This window comes from Micromonospora sp. NPDC127501 (genome assembly GCF_040302185.1).
Lineage (GTDB): Bacteria > Actinomycetota > Actinomycetes > Mycobacteriales > Micromonosporaceae > Micromonospora.
Genome location: NZ_JBEORJ010000001.1, coordinates 636,742 through 656,426 on the forward strand (window position 1 = coordinate 636,742; position 19,685 = coordinate 656,426).

General features: G+C 69.7%; 17 protein-coding genes and 1 pseudogene. 13 read left to right on the forward strand and 5 right to left on the reverse strand.

The window, feature by feature from the left end; genetic code table 11:
* The first annotated feature begins 12 nt into the window (after window positions 1–12).
* From ABTW72_RS02820 to ABTW72_RS02835, 4 genes are all read left to right on the forward strand, one after another.
* On the forward strand, window positions 13–2,001 hold the full coding sequence (locus ABTW72_RS02820) for an acyl-CoA dehydrogenase family protein (protein WP_502892141.1): 1,989 nt from the start codon (window positions 13–15) through the stop codon (window positions 1,999–2,001).
* Between the two features lie 205 nt (window positions 2,002–2,206).
* Window positions 2,207–2,440 (forward strand): hypothetical protein, encoded by a 234-nt coding sequence (locus ABTW72_RS02825; RefSeq protein WP_350853388.1) that lies wholly within the window; start codon window positions 2,207–2,209, stop codon window positions 2,438–2,440.
* A gap of 483 nt (window positions 2,441–2,923) precedes the next feature.
* Window positions 2,924–4,417 (forward strand): glucose-6-phosphate dehydrogenase, encoded by a 1,494-nt coding sequence (zwf, locus tag ABTW72_RS02830; RefSeq protein ID WP_350853390.1) that lies wholly within the window; start codon window positions 2,924–2,926, stop codon window positions 4,415–4,417.
* A gap of 310 nt (window positions 4,418–4,727) precedes the next feature.
* On the forward strand, window positions 4,728–6,536 hold the full coding sequence (locus tag ABTW72_RS02835) for an MFS transporter (protein ID WP_350853393.1): 1,809 nt from the start codon (window positions 4,728–4,730) through the stop codon (window positions 6,534–6,536).
* A gap of 62 nt (window positions 6,537–6,598) precedes the next feature.
* Here ABTW72_RS02835 and ABTW72_RS02840 read toward each other — a convergent pair whose 3' ends face one another.
* A complete protein-coding gene (locus ABTW72_RS02840) occupies window positions 6,599–6,976 on the reverse strand; it encodes an Imm32 family immunity protein (protein WP_350853394.1) in 378 nt (125 codons plus the stop codon).
* A gap of 37 nt (window positions 6,977–7,013) precedes the next feature.
* On the reverse strand, window positions 7,014–7,250 hold the full coding sequence (locus tag ABTW72_RS02845) for a hypothetical protein (protein ID WP_350853397.1): 237 nt from the start codon (window positions 7,248–7,250) through the stop codon (window positions 7,014–7,016).
* A gap of 168 nt (window positions 7,251–7,418) precedes the next feature.
* Between ABTW72_RS02845 and ABTW72_RS02850 the strand changes: the two genes are divergently transcribed.
* From ABTW72_RS02850 to ABTW72_RS02865, 4 genes are all read left to right on the forward strand, one after another.
* Window positions 7,419–8,645 (forward strand): sensor histidine kinase, encoded by a 1,227-nt coding sequence (locus ABTW72_RS02850; protein WP_350853399.1) that lies wholly within the window; start codon window positions 7,419–7,421, stop codon window positions 8,643–8,645.
* On the forward strand, window positions 8,633–9,289 hold the full coding sequence (locus ABTW72_RS02855; RefSeq protein ID WP_350853402.1) for a response regulator: 657 nt from the start codon (window positions 8,633–8,635) through the stop codon (window positions 9,287–9,289). The genes ABTW72_RS02850 and ABTW72_RS02855 overlap by 13 nt, the downstream gene beginning before the upstream one ends.
* A gap of 113 nt (window positions 9,290–9,402) precedes the next feature.
* Complete coding sequence (locus tag ABTW72_RS02860) at window positions 9,403–10,164, forward strand: ABC transporter ATP-binding protein (RefSeq protein ID WP_350853404.1); 762 nt, start codon at window positions 9,403–9,405, stop codon at window positions 10,162–10,164.
* The gene (locus ABTW72_RS02865; protein ID WP_350853406.1) at window positions 10,161–12,632 is read left to right on the forward strand and encodes an ABC transporter permease; all 2,472 of its coding nucleotides are present in this window, start codon (window positions 10,161–10,163) and stop codon (window positions 12,630–12,632) included. The genes ABTW72_RS02860 and ABTW72_RS02865 overlap by 4 nt, the downstream gene beginning before the upstream one ends.
* 331 nt (window positions 12,633–12,963) lie before the next feature.
* Here the strand turns inward: ABTW72_RS02865 and ABTW72_RS02870 are convergent, their stop codons facing one another.
* Complete coding sequence (locus tag ABTW72_RS02870; RefSeq protein ID WP_350853409.1) at window positions 12,964–13,674, reverse strand: SDR family oxidoreductase; 711 nt, start codon at window positions 13,672–13,674, stop codon at window positions 12,964–12,966.
* Between the two features lie 213 nt (window positions 13,675–13,887).
* On the opposite strand from ABTW72_RS02870, the gene ABTW72_RS02875 reads away from it, so the two are divergent.
* The gene (locus tag ABTW72_RS02875; RefSeq protein WP_350853411.1) at window positions 13,888–14,340 is read left to right on the forward strand and encodes a PH domain-containing protein; all 453 of its coding nucleotides are present in this window, start codon (window positions 13,888–13,890) and stop codon (window positions 14,338–14,340) included.
* A gap of 10 nt (window positions 14,341–14,350) precedes the next feature.
* Here ABTW72_RS02875 and ABTW72_RS02880 read toward each other — a convergent pair whose 3' ends face one another.
* Both ABTW72_RS02880 and ABTW72_RS02885 read right to left on the reverse strand, forming a co-directional pair.
* Entirely contained in the window at window positions 14,351–15,214 is an 864-nt protein-coding gene (locus tag ABTW72_RS02880; protein WP_350853414.1) for an alpha/beta fold hydrolase, read from the reverse strand.
* Window positions 15,215–15,352: 138 nt separating this feature from the next.
* A pseudogene (locus ABTW72_RS02885) lies at window positions 15,353–16,349 on the reverse strand (LysR substrate-binding domain-containing protein).
* 70 nt (window positions 16,350–16,419) lie between these two features.
* Here ABTW72_RS02885 and ABTW72_RS02890 point away from each other — a divergent pair.
* From ABTW72_RS02890 to ABTW72_RS02905, 4 genes are all read left to right on the forward strand, one after another.
* Window positions 16,420–17,322: an alanyl-tRNA editing protein gene (locus ABTW72_RS02890; RefSeq protein ID WP_350853416.1), complete on the forward strand. Its 903-nt coding sequence runs from the start codon at window positions 16,420–16,422 to the stop codon at window positions 17,320–17,322.
* Between the two features lie 5 nt (window positions 17,323–17,327).
* Window positions 17,328–17,957 carry a LysE family translocator gene (locus ABTW72_RS02895; protein WP_350853419.1) on the forward strand — a complete coding sequence of 210 codons (630 nt, stop codon included), beginning with the start codon at window positions 17,328–17,330 and terminating at the stop codon, window positions 17,955–17,957.
* 68 nt (window positions 17,958–18,025) lie between these two features.
* Entirely contained in the window at window positions 18,026–18,538 is a 513-nt protein-coding gene (locus ABTW72_RS02900; RefSeq protein WP_350853422.1) for a GNAT family N-acetyltransferase, read from the forward strand.
* Between the two features lie 497 nt (window positions 18,539–19,035).
* A complete protein-coding gene (locus tag ABTW72_RS02905) occupies window positions 19,036–19,563 on the forward strand; it encodes a DUF642 domain-containing protein (RefSeq protein ID WP_350853425.1) in 528 nt (175 codons plus the stop codon).
* Window positions 19,564–19,685: the final 122 nt, after the last annotated feature.

A 19,685-nucleotide genomic window follows, 5' to 3' on the forward strand; every position in this document is an offset into this window, starting at 1 on the left:
CGAGGGGGAACCGTGCCCTATCAGATCGACCTCGCTCGCCTGCGGGACGTGCTCGACGGACCGTGGGCCGCAGTCCGCAACGCGCACCGGGAGCACCTCGACGCGCGCTTCCTCCCGGTCTACGGCGAGACCGGTGACCAGGCACGGGAGCGGATCACCCGGTTGCTCACCGAACTCCCCGCCGAGCTGGGTATGGCGTCGGCCTTCCCCACCGAGTACGGCGGCAGCTCCGACGTCGGCGGCTCGATCATCGCCAGCGAGATGCTGGCGCAGGTCGACCTGTCACTGATGGTCAAGGCCGGAGTGCAGTGGGGCCTGTTCGGCGGCGCGGTCGCGGCCCTCGGCACCCGCCGGCACCATGACGCCTTTCTCCGGGACATCGTCTCGGGCACGATCTTCGGCTGCTTCGCCATGACCGAGACCGGGCACGGCTCCGACGTCCAGCAGCTGCGCACCACCTGCACGTACGACCCGCAGACGCAGACGTTCGACCTGCACACGCCGCACGAGGCGGCCCGCAAGGACTACATCGGCAACGCCGCCCGGGACGGGCGGATGGCGGTGGTCTTCGCGCAGCTGATGACGAACGGCCGGCGGCACGGCGTACACGCGTGGTTGGTGCCGATCCGCGACGCGCAGGGCGACCCGCTGCCTGGTGTGCGCATCGGCGACGCCGGGCCCAAGGCCGGCCTGCTCGGCGTGGACAACGGGCGGCTCACCTTCGACCACGTCCAGGTGCCGAGGGACATGCTGCTGGACCGCTACGGTCAGGTCGCCCCGGACGGGACGTACTCCAGCCCGATCGAGAACGACTCCCGACGCTTCTTCACCATGCTCGGCACCCTCGTTCGCGGCCGGGTGAGCGTCGGCGGCGCCGCGTCGGCGGCCACCAAGTCGGCGCTGACGATCGCGGTGCGCTACGGCGACATCCGCCGCCAGTTCGGCACACCTGACGCCGACCGGGAGGTGCTGCTCAACGACTACCTGGCCCACCAGCGCAAGCTGCTGCCCGCCCTGGCCACCACGTACGCGCTGCACTTCGCCCAGACCGAATTGGTCGCCGCGCTCAGTGAGGTGCAGGGCGGCGACGGGCCGGTCGACGAGCACCGGCAACGGGAGCTGGAGTCCCGGGCCGCCGGTCTCAAGGCGGCGCAGACCTGGCATGCGACCCGCACCATCCAGAGGTGCCGCGAGGCGTGCGGCGGCGCCGGCTACCTGGCCGAGAACCGGCTACCCAGCCTCAAGGCCGACACCGACGTCTTCACCACCTTCGAGGGCGACAACACGGTGCTGTTGCAGCTGGTGGCCAAGGGACTGCTCACCGGCTACCGGGACGAGTTCGGCTCGCTGGACGGCTGGGGACGTGCCTCCTTCGTCGCCGAGCAGGTCCGCGAGATGGTGCTCGAACGCACCGCCGCGCGGTCGCTCATCGAGCGGCTGATCAGCGCCGTACCCGGTCGAGACGACGAAGTCGCCGTCACCGACCGAGGCTGGCAGCTCAAACTTTTCGAGGACCGCGAGAGGCACCTCCTCGACGGCGCGGTCCGCCGCCTGCGCAACGGCGCGGCCACCAAGAAGAGCCGGCCTTTCGACATCTTCAACGACGTCCAGGACCACGTCCTCGCCGTCGCCGCCGCGCACATCGACCGGATCACCCTGGAGGCGTTCGTCGCCGGCATCGAAGACACCGCCGACACCGAGGTCCGGGCGCTGCTCTCGCGCGTTTGCGACCTGTACGCGCTCAGCGTCATCGAGGCCAACAAGGGGTGGTTCCTGGAGCACGGCCGGCTCACACCGGCCCGCTCGAAGGCGATCACCGGCGTCGTGAACGGATTACTCAAAGAGCTACGCCCGCACATGCGGACGCTCGTCGACGGGTTCGCCATCCCGGACTCGTGGCTGCACGCCGCGATCCTGCGCGAGGAACCCTGTCGGCAGGAGACCATGACCGCTCACGAGGCCGCCGGTGACCCGGAGGCAGTCCCCGCCCGGGCAGGATGACTCCACAGGTCGATCGTCACCAACGTCACGCGGAGCTGAGTCCGGATGCCGCTTCCGCCCCGCTGAAGCTGCTCAGACGGGTCGACTACCGCCGTCCAGACAGCTCCATCGAGGAGAACGGGCGCCGCCCCACATCATTGATCGGTTTCCCGGCCACTCGTGCGGGTACCGCCGCTGGTCAGGACCGAGGAAGGGACGGACGCCCATGACCGAGCGGGAACAGCAGCGTGACGGAGAGCAGACCGGGGTGCCGCAGGACGAGGCGGCCCGCAGCACCCGGGCGGTACAGGACGCCCACGGTGGCAGCATGGCGCCGGGGCTGGTCGACGACACCGGTCACCCGGTGGCGCAGGCGCCGGCCGACCGGTTGGCTGAGACCGAGGGCGAGGACAACGCGTCCGGATACGCCGAGAAGGTCATTACGGAGGATGGGATCTAGGGCGGTGTTCCTGGCCATTGTCCGAGATCGTCGGTCGGACGCAGGACCTGCAGGCATCTCCTGGCACCTCGACCCCGTAGCGCCGAGCACGAGAACCACAGCACTCTCGCGAAGTCGGTGACTGACGTCAACGGACAGAAGCTTGGCTGAATGTGGGTTACGCCGAGCCGTCGACACGAACGGGCAGGGACAAGCTCGCGCCTGGTGTGACGTGGTGGCAGTGTGTGTTACGTGAGCGCAGAGGGCCCACTGCCGAATCAGGCAACCCCGCCGACGGGCGTTGGACATCTCAAATTCCGCTGCGGCCGGTGCGCGAATCGCCACCGAGTCGCCTACCCGGCAGCCCGGCATGCGACGCTCAAGCTCCGCGACGAACGGGCCACGCCGCGCGGCCCCCGGACACTACCGCCACAGCCACGATTCCCGGCATGACAGCACGGCACCCCAAACCCCACACCCCTTGTGCCCGGAGGAACGCAGACCATGGACCACGCATCTCAGCTCATCCAGGAGCGGAGTGCCCCGCCGGCCACGCTGGTGATCTTCGGTGCCTCCGGTGACCTGACCCGGCGTAAGCTGCTGCCCGCAGTCGAGAGCCTGGCTCGGCACGAGCGGCTCCCGGACCAGTTCGCGTTGGTCGGCGTCGCGCGCACGCCGATGACCGACGAGCAGTTCGCCGAGAGCGCCCTCGGCGAACGCACCCTCGCCAGCAAGCGCCAACTCCAGGGCGGCGTGCGGTACGTGGCCGGCGGCTACGACGACCCGGAGACCTACAAGCGGCTCGTGGAGACCCTCGACGAGCTGGACGCACAGCGGGGCACGTCCGGCAACCGGCTCTTCTACCTGTCCACGCCAGCCGGGGCCTTCGAGCCGGTGATCAACGGACTGGCCGGTGTCGGGCTCAACCAGCCACGCGAAGGCTCCTTCTCCCGGCTGGTCATCGAGAAGCCGTACGGGCGCGACCTGGTCACGGCCCGCGAGCTCGACGGCGTCGTGCACAGCGCGTTCGACGAGCACCAGGTCTTTCGTATCGATCACTATCTGGGCAAGGACACCGTCCAGAATGTGCTGGCGCTGCGATTCGCGAACTCGATCTTCCAGCCCATCTGGGACCGCTCCTGGGTCGACCACGTGCAGATCACCGTCGCCGAGACTCTCGGCGTCGGTAGCCGCGGCGGCTTCTACGAGGACGCCGGCGCGATGCGGGACATCGTGCAGAACCACGTGCTTCAGGTTCTCGCGCTGGCACTGATGGAGCCGCCGGCCTCATTCGAGGCTGAGGGCCTGCGCAACGAGAAGGTGAAGCTGCTGCAGGCGATCCGGCTCCCCACCGACCGGGACATCGCCGAGGCCGCGGTCCGGGGACAGTACACCCGGGGCGGCACCCGCGAGGAGCTGATGGCCGGCTACCGCGAGGAGGCCGGCGTCGACCCCCTGTCGCGGACCGAGACCTACGCCGCGATGCGGCTCAACGTGGACAACTGGCGCTGGGCCGGGGTGCCGTTCTACGTACGCACCGGCAAGCGCCTGCCGGCCCGGCTCACCGAGGTGGCACTGCAGTTCCAGAGGCCGCCGCACCTGCCGATCCCGACCGACCAGCTCACCGGCCTCGATGCTGACGCGCTGATCCTGCGGATCCAGCCGAACGAGGGCATCTCGCTGCGCTTCGGTGCCAAAGTGCCGGGCCACTCCTTCCGGGTCCGCACCGCCACAATGGAGTTCTCCTACGACCAGACGTTCGTCGAGGAGTCCCCGGAGGCGTACGAGCGTCTGCTCCTGGACGCGCTGATCGGTGACGCGTCACTGTTCATCCGCAGCGACGAGGTGCAGCAGTGCTGGCGGATCGTCGACCCGATCATCGACAACTGGGAAAAGGACAACTCGCCGATCCCCACCTACGAGGCCGCCTCCTGGGGCCCGACCGACGCCGACCGGCTCATCGGCGGGCACGGCCGAAAGTGGCGCAACTCCGCGTGACCCTGCCACAACGAGTGGCACCGCGCTGCTGAGCCCGACCGCTTGGTCGCACCATCGAAGTGCAGCGGTGGGTGGGAGCCGGCTCTCACCGTCCGCTGCGCCGAACCCATCGGCGTCGCGCCTGCAGCGACGCCGACGTGCCCACGGCCGACGTCATCCATCGCGACCCGGACGCTGTCCACATGCTCAGCAATGTGGGCGGCAGGTCATCGCGAGCCTGGTCGAACTGAGACAACCGCTGCCACGGCAGTCGGACAGGAAAACCGACATTCCGTAAAAACTACCGCAGTAGGTGCGTAACGTGCCGGACATGTTCTCTCGCACGTGGCGTAACCTGTTGCTCACAGCGCTCGGGGTGGGCATGCTCGCCGGTGCCGGTCAACTCGGCATCGCGTTCAGCTTCGGCATCGTCCAGCTCGCCGACGCCTCCACCGGCGCCGCCGTCAACCAGTGGCCTGCCCAGCTCGTCTGGGTGGGCTGGTTCGCGGCACACGCCGCCGTAGCCGGCACCGTCGTCGCCGCGCGCCTGGCCCGCCGGTACGGGTTGCTGGGCAGCACTGGCAGATTGGTGGCCGTCGCCGCCGCCGCCGCGCTGGGCGCCACCGTCGTGGCGCCGCTCTTCATCCGGCCGGCCCAGGCCGCCGAACGCTTCTCCGTGGATCCGATCTGGGCCGTCAGCATATGCGCGACTCTCGGCGCGCTGGTTGGCGCGGGTGCCGCGATCGCCGTACTGGTGAAGCCGCCGCTGGGTTGGAACATGGCGGCAGTGGGCGGCGCGGTCTGGCTGCTGGCGCTCGTCTCGGTCGTCCCGTCGCTCGCAACGGCCGGGCCGTTGCCCGCCGTACGGCTCGGTGTGCTGGAGCCGGCCGGGCTCGACGCCGACGCGGCACACCGGCTCGCGATCCTGACTCTGCCGTCGGTGGCCCTGCTCATCGGCGCGGCGACCGGCGGGCTGGCCCGCTGGCGCGGGCATCCGCCGCTGGTCAACGGCGTGACCGGCGCGGCCGGCGCGGTGCTGGTCGCGTTCAGCTATCTGACCGCCGGTCCCGGCGACGCCGTCGACCGGTACCAGATCACGCCGTACTACGGGGCGCTGCTCGCCATCGCCGCCGGTGTGCTCGGCTCGGCCGCCGCCGCGTTGTTCCGCCGGCCGCTCCTGCCGCGCACCGCCGAAGCACGGGCCGCCGAGTCAACCGACATCCTCCGTCCGCCGGCCGCCGGTCCCGCCGTGCGGCAGGCCATGAGGCCGGCCGTTGGTGGTACGACCGACGAGCCGGAGCCCGTCGACCTGGCCGGCGCGAGGCCGGTCGCCGGCGCGACCGCAGCGAAGCTCCCGACCACAGCCGAACCGCTGGGCTTCGGTGCACCGGCTGTTACCGCCGCATCGGCCGCATCCGCCGACGTCGCCACACCAGCCGACCTCGACGACACCCCGGAGACATCGCAACCGGCCCTCGCGACGGCGGCCCACCTTCGGGCGGGACCTGGCGGGGACGGCTCCGGGACGGCGGAGGCGGCGGTCGACAACACCGAACCCGAAGGAATGCCGCCCGACGGGGCCCTCGTCGCCCCGGGGACCCTCCGGATGTACCAACCGCCGAAGACCGACCGGACGCGGGTTCAGGCGACGCGGGCGGTCGTTCCGGCGCGGCGGGTGCCGCCCTCGGCCGAGCCCGCTCCCGGCACCGAGGCGACCCAGTCTGCCGGCACGCAGGAGAGGCCCGAACCGGCGCTCCCACCTCGGCACCGGCCGTCCCTGCCCAACCCGAACCTGGCCGCGAACTGGGACGCCCTCGCGACCGCCCAGCGCGCCGGGCCCCCGCCCACGACCGATGCCGTGCCGGCCCGCCCCGCCCGGACCGCCCCGGCCCCTGCGCCGGCATCCGTCGCCGAGGCGGGACGGGCCAGCGGGCGGCTGGGCCTGTTCCGGCGCAACAAGTCCCGGGCCGACAGGGGCGGCGCGGGCACCCCGGCGGACGGCGAGCCGCTGCCGAGGCAGGATGCGGAGTTCGTCGACTGGGTGAGCCGGCTCGGCAATCCGGTGGCGGACAACGAGCCGGATCAGGAAGGCGGTCGCCGCTCACTCCGTTCCACCGGCAGCCACCACAGCGACCGTTAGGAGTTCTTACAACTCCTCACGAAACGATGTCGTGGGGTGGTCTCCTACGTGGCCTCGCTTGATCAGCGCCGAGGCATCCCGCCATGCGGACTGTTGACGATGAGCGGCACGCTGTCTGGTGCCAGGAAATGGTGGCCCTCGAAGTACTCCAGGTGAACGTGGCCGCCGTCGTCCATGTTGGCTACATCGCGTAGCAGGTCGGCAAAGAGGGACCGGCTTTCCGCGCCACCGCGGATGGTGAGATAGCTGCGATCGTCGACGGCAACGGCGACGGGGCCCTGCGTCACGTCGATGACCACACCCCGTAGGTGCCGCGGGTGAGCGGACGGTGCAAGGCTGAGCTCGCCTCCGCTTGCTACGAGGTCAGCGAGGTGACAAAGGTCTGCCCGGCCGCTGGCGACGTCGACGCCTTCGGCTGCTGAGTGGTAGTCAAGCTTCACCCCGCAACCGTAGGCTTCCGCGTCTATCCAGCAACTTTCAGCTCTGCGACTCCCGCGCGCGGTTACGACGGTGGTGGACGATCAGCGCGACCGCGCAGAGCACCGCCACCAGGCCGAACGCCGAGCTGATCCACTGGTTGTCCGCCGCGGTCGACAGCACCACGTTGGCCGCAGCGCTGACGAAGAGCACGAGCCACAGCAGCGGGCGTAGCAGGCCGCCCGGCTTCTTCGGTGCGGCGACCGGGGCCTCGGTGATGCGGTACGGATCGGTCATGACTGCCTCCTTCGGCGAACGTTTCTCGACGCCGTCAACGCTAGGCGGACGGCGCGGCGGGGACGATCCCGCCAGCTCGACGAGCGTGGTACAGCAGGCTGTACCTTCCGTGCCGGGCGTTGCCGGGAGGGGCCCGCGGTGGCCTATGTTGGCGGAGGAGGTGGGTCGATGGCGTACGTGCGGGGCCGGGTTCGCGCCGCGGTCGACGCCCTGGAGCACCTCGTCGGAGGGCTGGGCACCGCCACGCTGGCGCTGGGCGCGCTGCTCTGGGCGGCGATCGTGGCGGTGGCTTGCCTGGGCGGGGTGGGGCTGCTGGCGGCGCCCGGTGCGTTGCGGGCGGTGCGCACGGTGGCCGACCGCGAGCGGGCCCGGCTGTCCCGCTGGGGCGAGCCGATCCCCACGCCGGGGCCGGTGCCGGCCGGGTTGCGGACGGCGACGCGGGATCCCTTCGTACGCCGGGAGCTGGGCTGGGTCGCGCTGTACTCACTCGTCGGCCTGGTGACCGGGCTGGTCGGCCTCGCGCTGCCACTCTATGCCGTGCAGGACGTCACATTCCCGTTGTGGTACAGGCTGATCCCTGCCGACGCCGGCGCGCCGGGGATCGTCTGGTGGCGCGTCGACGGATTGTCCGAAGCACTCGCGGTCGGGTTGCTCGGGGTGGGCTGGCTGGCCGCCGCGATCTGGTTCAGCCCGGCTCTGGCCCGTCTCCAGGCATGGCCGGGCCGGTGGCTGCTGCCTCCGCCGCCGGGTGTCGACCTGTCGCTGCGGGTGGCCGAGCTGACCGCCACCCGCGCTGCGGCGCTGGACGCCCATGCTGTCGAACTGCGCCGGATCGAGCGGTCGCTGCACGACGGCACCCAGAACCGGTTGGTCGCGGTCAACGTGTTGCTGGGTGCCGCGCGCAGGGCCGTACGCCGCAATCCGGACCGCGCCGACGAGATCCTCGGGCAGGCGCAGGACGCCGCGGAACAGGCACTCGGCGAGCTGCGTACGGTGGTGCGCGGGATCCTGCCGCCCGTGCTGGACGACCGGGGTCTCGCCGGCGCGCTGGCGGGGCTGGCCGGCAGCTCCGTGGTGCCCTGCCGGCTCGAGGTGGACGTGGCTGTGCGGTGCGCGGCCTCGGTCGAGGCCACCGCGTACTTCGTGGTGGCCGAGGCGCTGACCAACGTCGCCCGGCACAGCGGTGCACGCCAGGTGGACGTGGCCGTGCGCCGCGAACGTGGCCGCCTGTTGGTGTCCATTGAGGACGACGGGCACGGCGATGCCGACGAGACACGGGGCTCCGGGCTCACCGGCATCCGCCGGCGGGTCGAGGCGTACGACGGCCGGATGACGTTGACGAGCCCACCGGGAGGGCCGACGAGGATGGACGTGGAGCTGCCATGCGGATCGTGATCGCCGAGGACGACCCGCTGCTGCGTGAGGGGTTGGCTCTGCTGCTGCGGGCCGAGGATCTGGACGTGGTCGCCACGGCCGCCACTCCGGGCGAGTTCCTGGTCGCCGTGGACGAACACGCGCCGGACGTCGCGATCGTGGACGTCCGGATGCCACCCACCCACACCGACGAGGGCATCGTGGCCGCGGTGGAGGCCCGGCGACGCCGCCCCGGCCTCGCCGTGCTGGTCCTGTCGGCGTACGTGGAGCAGGCGTTCGCCACCGACCTGTTCTCGGTCGGCGCCGTCGGACTGGGTTACCTGCTGAAGGAGCGGGTGGGCCGGGTCGAGGAGTTCCTCACCGCGCTGCACCGCGTCGCCGACGGCGGCAGCGTCATCGACCCGGAGGTGGTGGCGCAACTGCTCGCCCGCAACCGCCGGACCGACACGGCGCTGAGCGAGCTGTCGCCGCGTGAGCGTGAGGTGCTGGGGCTGATGGCCGAGGGGCTCGGCAACAGCGCGATCGCCGAGCGGCTCTTCGTCACCGACGGCGCGGTGCACAAGCACATCCGCAGCATCTTCTCGAAGCTCCAACTCCCGCCGGACGACCGCGCCGACCGCCGGGTCACCGCGGTGCTGCGCTACCTGAACGGCGAACAGCGGTAGCGCCTGCTGTACCCGTACCTGGCAGCCCGCGGGATGGTCGCCGTTCTTCCACGTCAATAGCGTTTCTGGTGCGCGCAGTTCTTGCCCGATGACACGGAGAGAGAGCCACCAGGATGCTGGACTATCCGCGACAGACCGCCGAACCGGCGGTACGCGTCGAACAACTCACCCGCGTGTACGACGCGGGCCCGGACCAGGTGACTGCGCTCGCCGGCATCGATGTCGGGTTCGACCGGGGCACCTTCACCGCGGTGATGGGGCCCTCGGGTTCGGGCAAGAGCACCCTGTTGCAGACCGCCGCCGGGCTCGACCGGCCCACCTCCGGTCGGGTGCTCATCGGAGGCACCGACCTGTCCGGGCTGTCCGAGACCCGCCTGACCGAGCTGCGTCGTACCCGGATCGGGTTCGTCTTCCAGGCGTTCAACCTGATCGGCGCGCTCACCGTCGAGCAGAACATCGTGCTGCCCCTGCGCCTGGCGGGCGTCCGTCCGGACCGGGCCTGGCTGACCCAGGTCGTCGAGCGGGTCGGCCTCACCGACCGACTGCACCACCGGCCTGCCGCGCTCTCCGGTGGCCAGCAGCAACGGGTGGCGATCGCGCGGGCGCTGGCCACCCGCCCCGAGGTGATCTTCTCGGACGAGCCCACCGGCGCGCTCGACTCGCGGACCGCGGCGGAGGTGCTGACGCTGCTTCGCGCGGTCGTGGACGAACACGGGCTGACCGTGGTGATGGTGACCCACGATCCGATCGCCGCGTCGTACGCGGACCGGGTGCTCGTGTTGGCCGACGGTGCGATCGTCGCCGACCTTCCGCAGCTCGGAGCCGCCGGTATCGCCGAGCACCTGGCGTCGCTGGATCGGCGGGTCCTCCGATGATCGGCCTCGCCGCCCGCCTGCTGCGCCACCGCGCCGGCCCCGCCGCCGCGACCCTGCTGGCCCTGATCGCCGGCGTGCTGATCCTGGTGGCGATGGGCACGCTCGTCGAGTCCGGGCTGCGTTTCCGCCCGGAGCCACGGCTCTGGGCCGCCGCCGACGTGGTCGTCGCCAACCGCACGGTCAGCCACACGTTCAAGGAGTTCGGCGGCGACACCACCACGAGCACCGTCACGCTGCCCGAGGGCGGCACTGTGGACGCGGCGGTGGTGGACCGGATCCGCCAGGTGCCGGGCGTCGCGGCCGTCACCGGCGACGAAGGGGTGGTGATCGGCTCACCCGCCGCCGTGGGACACGGCTCGGACACGTACGCCTTCACCGGTCGTCCCATCGCCGCGGGTGTCGCGCCAGGGGCCGACGACGAGGTGCTTGTCGACACCCGGTTCGGCGTGGCACCCGGCGACCGCATCGACCTGGTCGTCGGCGGGGTCAGCCGCTCGTACCGGGTGAGCGGAACCGCCGAGACCGGTGCGGCGGAGGTGTTCTTCACCGGCGCGCAGGCCGCCCGGTTGTCCGCCCACCCGGGCCGGGTGGATGCGATCGGCGTGCGGATGCTGCCCGGCGCCGACCTCGCCGCGGTACGCGAGATCGCGTCGGAGGCCGGCGCCACGACATACGCCGGGACAGACCGTGGGAACGTCGAACAGTCGGAGAACCAGGCCGCCCAGACGTTGCTGGTCGGGGCCGGATCGGCTTTCGGAGGGTACGTCGTCCTGCTGATCGTCTTCGTGGTGGCCGGCACCATCGGGCTGTCCGTCCGGCACCGTCGACGTGACCTGGCGTTACTACGCGCGGTCGCGGCCACGCCGGGGCAGGTGCGCCGCATGCTGATCGCCGAGGCCGCGCTGCTGGCCCTGATCGGCTCTGCGATCGGCGGCCCGGCCGGCCTGCTGGCGGCCCGCTGGGTGCACGGCGAACTGGTCGGGCGGGGGTTCGTGCCGGCCAGCTTCCCGATGGTCGGCGGCCTGTTCGCGGTGCCGGCCGCGGTCGGTACGGCGGTCCTCGTGGCGGTGCTCGCCGCGTTGGTCGCCGCACGCCGGGTCACCGGGATCAAGCCGATCGAGGCGCTCGGCGAGATCGCTGTCGAGCCTCGGCGTAGCGGCCGGGTGCGGCTGATCGCCGGCGTGCTGACGCTGGCGGCGGCCGGCACCTCCGGGGCGTTCACGCTCGGTGCCGCCGGGTCGACCGGGGCACTGGCCGGCGCGGTCGGCATGCTGTACCTGTTCGTCATCGCGGTGGCGCTGCTCGCACCGAGGATCAACGCGTACGCGGCACGCCTGCTCACACCGTTGTTGCCGCGGATGTGGCGGGTGAGCGGCTACCTGGCCGCGGCCAACCTGCGGGCCAACGCGCAGGGCATGGCGACCGTCCTGACCGCCCTCGTGCTGTCCGTGGGGTTCGGCGGCTCGGTCTGGTTCCTGCAGACCAACCTGGAACGGCAGACCACCACGCAGAGCAGCGCGGGAACCCTCGCCGAACGGGTGCTTGTCGCTCCGGGTGGGCTGCCGGCGGACGCGGCGCGGGAGGTCCGCGAGTTGACCGGGGTGCAGGCGGCCACCGGTGTGCGCCGTACGCAGGTGCTGGTGCGGGCGCTCGGCGACATCGAGCCGGTCAGCGCGCAGTCGGTCGACCCGACGGGCATCATGTCGACGATGGACCTCGCCGTGCGCGAGGGCAACCTGGCCGACCTGCGCGCGGGCACCGTCGCCCTGTCGGCGATGCAGGCGTCCTCTTCCGGCTGGGACGTCGGCGACCAGGCGGAACTCTGGTTGGGCGACGGCACCCCGGTCACGTTGGACGTCATCGCGATCTACGACCGTGGCCTGGGCTTCGGCGACGTCACGCTGGCCGCCGAGACGGTCGCCGGGCACACGGCCGGGGACACCGACGACGAGGTCCTGGTCAGCGCCGGCCCGGATGCCGACATCGCGTTGGCCACGTGGTCGGCCGGGCGACCGGGCACCGAGGTTCTCGACGCCGCCACCCGCACGCGCCTGCTCAGCACCGATCTGGCGATCGGCGCCTGGCTGAACCGGCTGCTGATCGGCGTGATGGTGGGGTACGCGGCGCTGGCGGCGGCCACCACGATGGTCATGGCCGCGCTGGCCCGCCGCCGCGAGTTGGCGTTGCTCCAACTGGTCGGGGTCACCCGCCGGCAGATTCGGAGGATGATCCAGGCCGAACAGGCCGGGCTGCTCGGCACCGCCGTGCTGATCGGCGCGACGATCGCGGTGCTGACCCTGAGTGCGATCGTCAACGGGCTGACCGGCAGCCCGATCCCCTACGTCCCGCCGCTCGGTTGGGTGGCGGTGCTCGGCGGCACGACACTGCTGGCGTTGGCGACCACGGTGTGGCCCGTCCGACGCCTGCTCAGCGCACCTCCGATCGACAACATCGGTGTGAAGGAGTAGGCGTCGCGGCTCGCATATCGGCGACAGTGCCGCCTCCGCGTACATCGCTGAGGCGGCACTGTCGCCCTGGCGTCCCAGCTAGGGGTAGACCCAGGGCGGTGGCCTTGCCTGACGCCGACGCCCGGCCAAGGATCGTCAGCCCCGGGCGCGCCCGACCTGCTGCTCCCACAGCCCCGGCCATCACGGACGCTGCGCCCTGTCAGCGGCAGAGGCGGATGGTGTCGAGCGGCGGGAGTTCCGTCAGGATCGGAGCGACCCACTGCTCCGCCAGCCCCCGCAGCACGTCGATCTGCCTCACATTCCTCGGCCGACTGCGCAGGAGGTGGTGGTGTCAGCCGAAGAGGGCGGTGGAGATGTCGGCGTAGAAGAGGGCGGGATCGCGGGAAAGCGATGCCTTGACATTGGCGGTGGGACTGTCGGCGATCACTTCGAGCTTGCCCGCTTCCAGGCCGTCCAGTGCCATCGTGACCACCTCGTGGGGTGGGAGTTTGGGGATGTCGTAAGCGGCCATCATGTCGGTGTCGGCTATGGCCAGGGCCAGGGCGGTGACCTGGGTCTTCTGGTCGGCCAGCTCCAGCCTGATGCCGTTGGTGAGAGACCATTCCGCAGCTTTGGAGGCGGCGTAGCCGTTGCTGGCGGGGGCGAAGGTGTACCAGCTCAGCGCTGAGATGACGTTGAGAATGGCACCCCCGGCAAGCCTGGGGGCGAAGGCGCGGGTGACGTTGAGGGTGCCCCAGAAGTTGGTGTCGAACTCACGGCGGACGTTCTCCGTAGAGGGCCCGAGCAGGGGTGCGTTTGTGGAGATGCCAGCATTGTTGATGAGGAGATCAAGGTCGCCCACCTCGGCTGCCGCGGCGTCGACGGATGTTGGGTCGGTGATGTCCAGCTGGAGCGGGACGACGCCGGGGATGTTGATGCTCTCGGGCCGGCGGGCGGTGGCGTAGACGGTGGTGGCACCCCGGGCGAGGAGAGCCTCGGCAAAGGCTTTGCCGAGCCCACGGTTGGCACCTGTTACGAGGGCTTTCGTGCCGTTGATCTGCATACCGCCAGGCTAAAACCTCACGTTGGCGTCAGAGGCAAGCATTGCGAGGCGGGTCACTGTGGCGGATCGGGGACCCGACGACCCAGTGTTCACGGGCTGCGGTACCACGAGGAGCAGGGCTTACTGGCCTCGATCATCCGCCACGCCCAGCCGCTCACGAGCGCACGTCGTCACGCCGTTGGCCGGACAGACTCCTCCGTAGCATGTTCCGCCATGCACCCCATCGTCATCAGGCCACGCATCCAGATTCCGGCCCTGGTCGTGATCTTCACTGTATGGACCCTGCTGGGCGTCACGTACTTCACCTCCGGGGACGTACTGGCCGAGCGCGACTGGTTCGGCATCGCGCTGGGATGCCTACTCGTCACGAGCGGCATAGCCGGGATCTGGCGGGCTCTTCGACTCGGCGTGGTAATCGGCGAAGAGGGTGTCCGGGTCCGCGGCTTCGACAGCCGTGACCAGGTCACACCGTGGAGCGCGATCCAGTCGGTCGACTGCGTGCAGATCGACGTACGGGGAGGCCTGCCGCTCTACGCTCCCGTCCTCAGTCTCGGTGACCACGCCGACGCCATGCCTCTCTCGGCGCTCGGCTCGTACTCACGCCAGGACGCCGAGCGCACGGTCGAACAGCTGCGGAGTCTCAAGACCGGCGACGCGCGTTCCTGACTCGGGAGGCTCAGGACAAGAAGCGGTGCAGGGCTGCGGTCAGGTCGTCGGGGTTCTCCTCGGCGACGTGGTGGCCGGACTCAATCGAGTGGCCGCGTAGATCGGGGGCCCACGGGCGCCAGACGGCCAGCGGGTCGCCGTACAGGTCTTCCATGTCGTCCCGGGTGGACCACAGCACGAGTGTTGGGCAGCGGACGGTACGACCGTCACGCCGGTCGGTTTCCTCGTGCGCTCGGTCAACGCCGAGGCCGGCCCGGTAGTCCTCCAGCATTGCCCGAACGGTGGCCGCATCGTGGATGGCCCGCCGGAACTCCTGGTAGTTCGCGGCTCCCATGATCTCGGGCCGGGCCTTGTCGGCGTACCAAGCATCGGGGTCCGCGGCGATGGCTCGCTCTGGCTTGTCCGGCTGAACAAAGAAGAACCAGTGGTACCAGTCATGGGCGAACTTCGCATCGCACCTGGCAAGAGCCTCACTGATGGGAACACCATCGATGACCACAAGACGACCGACAGTGTCGGGATGATCAAGCGCCAGGCGCAACGCCACGTACGACCCACGGTCATGTCCGACCACCGCGAACGTCGGGTGGCCCAGTTTCTCCATCAGCTGGACCAGGTCCGCGGCAACCACCCGTTTGGACTGCTGCGAGTGATCCGCGAGGATCCGCGCCTTGCCAGACTGCCCATAGCCGCGCATGTCGGGACAGATGACGGTGAACCCGCGACCAACCAGCTGCGGCGCGACGCGATGCCACGTCGACCCCGTACGCGGATGTCCGTGGATGAGGAGGACCGGAGGCCCGTGCCCCGCATACCGGACCCGGAGCTCCACCTCCCCGACATCGACCCGCTCGTCCTCGAAACCGTCGAACATGCGCGGAAAGTATCCACGCCCCGCCAAGAAAAACATCAACCCATCGGCATGTGCGGACCTCGCACTACTGCCTCCGCCGCGGCGCCAACGCTGACGCCTTCGGTTTCGCCGAAGAGGTCTCCAGACTGAAGGGCCTGGTCACGGCGCTGCCCGTGGGATCGGCGTCTCAGCTGACGAGACCGTGACGGACTCCAGCAGGCTCGCCCGCAATGTTGCAGAGTGGGATGGATGGCGTCGGCGATCTTTGTCGAGGGCATTGGTCAGGCATTGCGTGAGGTGCTCGACTGCGGGTGACCGATCGGCGACTCGGGTGGTGACGTAGATCTTGCGCATCAGGCCGGATGGTCGGACGATCGGAAGGTAGGTGATGCCGCGCTGCGGCGCGACCGCCAACTGTGGGACGATCGTCACGCCGAAGCCGGCCGCGACCAGCGCGAGGGCGAACTGGTAACTGTGTGCGGGAATTGATCTGAGGTTCGAAACCGGCGGCACGGCAGGCCATTTCGGTAACTGCCTGGAATCCGGTGGCTGTGCGGGCGGCGATCCAGTTGGTGTTGGCGTAGTCGGCCAGCCGGACGGGCCCGATCTCGGAGGGTCGTAGCTGCTCCGGAACTGCTAGCAGCAGCGGCTCACAATGGAGCGCGAGTTGTTTGAGGCCGCGCAGGTCTGGACGGGACAGCGGCGGGTATTCGTGGGTTATAGCCACGTCAATCTCGCCGGCCCTGACTGCAGGAAGGGCCTCGTCTGATTCCAGTTCTGTGAAGGAGAGGTCGATCCGCGGGTGGTGACGTCGGAACGTCGCCAGGGCGGGAATCACGAAGCTTGCTCCGGCTGTGGCGAAGGCTGCTGCCCGGAGTACGCCGCCGCGCAGTCCTGCGACGTCGTGGACCGCGCGTTCAGCATCGGCTAGGGCGCTCAGCAGGCGGTTCGCATGGTCGGCCAGGACACGGCCGGCCTCGGTGAGTCGGACGCTGCGCGCTGATCGTTCTAGTAGCGGCGTGCCAACGTCGCGTTCGAGGCTGGCCAGTTGCTGGGAAGCAGCGGCGGCGGTGCAGCCGGCGCGCATAGCCGCGGCGGCGATGGTGCCGGTGTCAGCGACGTCGCGCAGAAGCTGGAGCCGGCGCGGATCGAGCATAAGGAGATCCTATGCTCAGCTACCTCAGCTACGTATGGATCTTGCTCTTCCGAGGTGTCAGGCTGGCCGGGTGTACGAGATCAGCGAGACGCGAATCGGCTACCCGCGCGGGCAGACCGAAGGATGCGGGCGTGTTCTCGCCGTGCTGCCGTATGCGGCGGCCGGCGACACGAGCCAGGTGGTCGTGACCGATCGCACCCCGTTCCATCCGGTGGACCACGCGTGGCCGGATCAGCCCGCCGACCACGGCATGATCTCGTTCGGGCCGACGGCGGTCCCGGTTGTGGACACTCAGATTCTCTCGGTCGAGCCGGAGACCGGTGAGGTGCGGATCGGGCCCGAGGTATCCGCGCGCCGCGGCGACAGGGACCGGGTCTTCGCTGTCGGGCACATCGTGAACACCATGGACGCCGATATCGGTGAATGGGTCGGGCGGGTCGTGTCACTCGAGGTCGACGTCGTACGCCGGGCCGCGCTGAGTGCGGCGCACACCGGCTGCCATCTGGTCGCCTTCGCTGTCAACGAGTGCGTCGACGGGTTGTGGACCAAAGACGCTGTCCGTGACTCCAGAGGGAACAGGAACTTCGACGCCGCGGCGCTTCTGGACACCCGGCACCACGTCGGCGGCAGCATTGACCGGTACCGTTTGGGAAAGTCTCTACGGAAGAGGGGTTTCAACCATCCGGCATTGATCGCCGACCTCGACGCCTACGTTCTGCGCGCCAACGACCTACTCGCGGCCTGGCTGGCGTCCCGAGCGGACGTAACCGTGACCGGCAGTTCGGACCGCTTCACCGCGGACCGGGTCTGGCGATGTGCCATCTCCCCACCCGCCGTCATGCCGTGCGGTGGAACACACGTGTCCGACCTGGGGCAGATCGTAGCTATCGATATCAGTGCCCAGTTCGACGACGAGACCGACGTGCTCACCCTCGCGGCCTCCCCGGCCGTGACAGGAAACCCATCGGAGTGACCGCCATGCCGATCACCGAACAGGCACTCGTAGCATTCGCCCTGACCACCACCATTGCCATGATCACGCCGGGGCCGGACATGCTGTTCGTGCTCGGCTGCGGGATCCGCGGCGGTCCGCGCGCAGGGCTGCTCGCCACAGCCGGGATAGCCACCAGCGAGGCGGTGCACATCGCGGTGGCGGCCGCAGGACTTGCCGCCCTCTTCGCGGCCGTACCGGCCGCCTACATGACCGTCCGGATCATCGGCGCCGCCTACCTGGTCTACCTCGGTGTACGGATGATTCGTAGCCGCAACGACGACCAAGCCGACACGCCTCTCGCCGACGCGCTCCCCGGCCGCCGGGCCTATCTCAGCGGGCTCATGACAAACCTGTTGAACCCGAAGATGGTCGTGTTCACGATCGCCTTCCTACCGCAGTTCATCGACCCGCGACAGGGTGCGGTGTGGGCACAGTTCGTGGTACTCGGCGCGATCATGATCGTCTTGGAATTCCTTGTCGACGGCACGGTCGGCATACTCGCCGGACGGATCGGCGGATGGCTTCGGCGCCGCCGTGCCGCTCGCCGGCGCATCGACGTCGCGACCGGAGGAATCTTCATCGGACTGGGAATCCGGCTGGCTGTGCAGCGGTAGCCTCGCGGCCACCGCAACCCGGCAAGAGCTTGGGGGCCATAGTGGATCAATTGGCAGGCGAGCCCGGCGTGGAGCGCTTGGACCGTCGAGCGGGAGAGACGCTCTACTACCTGGAAATGCGCTCACCCGGCGAGGTGGAGGCCTCGCGGCCCTTGCCCGCCGACGTGACGTTGAGCGAACAGCGAGACGCGCTTCTCATCCGCGCGGTCACACTCAGCATCGGCCAACCGTACGATTGGCCCAGCCAACACTGGAACGACAGCCGCTGGGCCGACCACCTCAACCGCCATGACCTGCGCCATTGGACGTTGCAGCGCGCGGGCGACATCCTCGGCTTGGCGTCGTTGCGATTCGACCAAGCGGAGGTAGAGCTGGACACCTTCGGATTGGTCCCACGACATGTCGGCACCGGCCTCGGTGGGCCATTCCTCGCGCTCGTCGCCGAACTCGCCTGGCGAGAGGCCCCCCAGACAGAACGGCTATGGCTGCACACGTCAAGCGCGGACCACCCGTACGCCCTACGCAACTACCTGGCACGGGGATTCCGGCAGTATCGGCCAGTCCTGCCAACCGACGGGTGAACGTGCTGCCGCTTGGCTGGGTAGAGGGTGCTACACGTCATTCGGCGACGAATCGTGGCAGCTGGCCCCGTCCGACGGCTCCGCCCTTCGGCGTTGGTAACTGCGGGCAGCAGCCACTCGGCCGGCCGCGCACAAGGGCGGGCGTAGGCCGCCGCGAGGACCGGTGGGGCGACCGCCACGAGCTCGCCGGGATCACCGTCAGGGCAAGCAGGTGTCAAGGCCCTCCGATACTCAACCGTTGTCAGATTATGGCCGGCTTATGACAATTGAAGGACCTTGCGAGCCTTTGCGGCGTCACCGTAGCGTCACTGACGGACTTCAATTCACTGGCGTGCGGTGGCAGATCCGCGAACGAAGTCCGGCACGCCTCGGCCGGTGATGACTTCGGAGGGACGAGCATGGCGACGAAACGTTCCCGTACCCATCGCACTGCCATCGGAGCGGCGCTGGCAGTGGCGCTGTCCGTCCTACTCACCGCCCTCTCCGCCAGTCCGGCCGTGGCGGCCACCGTCTTCGCCGACGGTTTCGAAAGCCCCGTCATCACCGACGATTTCGTCGAGTTCGCCGCCGGCCAGCAGTTCGGCCCGTGGACCGTCACCACCGGCACGGTCGGCCTGACCCGGGACTGGGAGGCCGCAGAAGGTAACCAGTCACTCGACCTCAACGGGTTCAGCGCCGGCGCGGTCGCCCGAACCGTGCCCACGAAACTGCTCACCACCTATCGGGTGAGCTACGCCCTCGCCGGCAACCCCGACAACGGGCCCCTCATCGTGACGGGAACGGTCACGGCGAACGGCCAGACAGTCGACAGCTTCACCTTCGACACTGCCGGCCACACGCCATCCGACATGGGATACGTATACCGGACGTTCTATTTCACCAACATCCTGTCCCCCGCCACGGTTCTGCAGTTCGCCAGCACCACGGCGGATGCCTTCGGCCCGGTCATCGACGACATACGGGTCGAGAGTTGCCTGCTCGTCATCTGCCCCACCGGAGCGGCCACGGCAGTGCGAGTCGCCTAGGTCCGCCTCCGGCCGGTCGGCCGAGGTTGTGTGACGAAGAGACCCGAAAACCACAACCTCGGCCACGCACGCAACGAGCAGAAGACCCACGTTCAGCGGGACCCTCCCACGGTTCGCCCTGC

Bases quoted from the DNA above. Each gene is read 5' to 3' on its own strand.
- ABTW72_RS02825 (WP_350853388.1), top strand. From the start codon at position 2,207: ATGACCGAGCGGGAACAGCAGCGTGACGGAGAGCAGACCGGGGTGCCG.
- zwf (WP_350853390.1), top strand. From the start codon at position 2,924: ATGGACCACGCATCTCAGCTCATCCAGGAGCGGAGTGCCCCGCCGGCC.
- ABTW72_RS02835 (WP_350853393.1), top strand. From the start codon at position 4,728: ATGTTCTCTCGCACGTGGCGTAACCTGTTGCTCACAGCGCTCGGGGTG.
- ABTW72_RS02845 (WP_350853397.1), bottom strand. From the start codon at position 7,250: ATGACCGATCCGTACCGCATCACCGAGGCCCCGGTCGCCGCACCGAAG.
- ABTW72_RS02850 (WP_350853399.1), top strand. From the start codon at position 7,419: ATGGCGTACGTGCGGGGCCGGGTTCGCGCCGCGGTCGACGCCCTGGAG.
- ABTW72_RS02855 (WP_350853402.1), top strand. From the start codon at position 8,633: ATGCGGATCGTGATCGCCGAGGACGACCCGCTGCTGCGTGAGGGGTTG.
- ABTW72_RS02860 (WP_350853404.1), top strand. From the start codon at position 9,403: ATGCTGGACTATCCGCGACAGACCGCCGAACCGGCGGTACGCGTCGAA.
- ABTW72_RS02865 (WP_350853406.1), top strand. From the start codon at position 10,161: ATGATCGGCCTCGCCGCCCGCCTGCTGCGCCACCGCGCCGGCCCCGCC.
- ABTW72_RS02870 (WP_350853409.1), bottom strand. From the start codon at position 13,674: ATGCAGATCAACGGCACGAAAGCCCTCGTAACAGGTGCCAACCGTGGG.
- ABTW72_RS02875 (WP_350853411.1), top strand. From the start codon at position 13,888: ATGCACCCCATCGTCATCAGGCCACGCATCCAGATTCCGGCCCTGGTC.
- ABTW72_RS02880 (WP_350853414.1), bottom strand. From the start codon at position 15,214: ATGTTCGACGGTTTCGAGGACGAGCGGGTCGATGTCGGGGAGGTGGAG.
- ABTW72_RS02895 (WP_350853419.1), top strand. From the start codon at position 17,328: ATGCCGATCACCGAACAGGCACTCGTAGCATTCGCCCTGACCACCACC.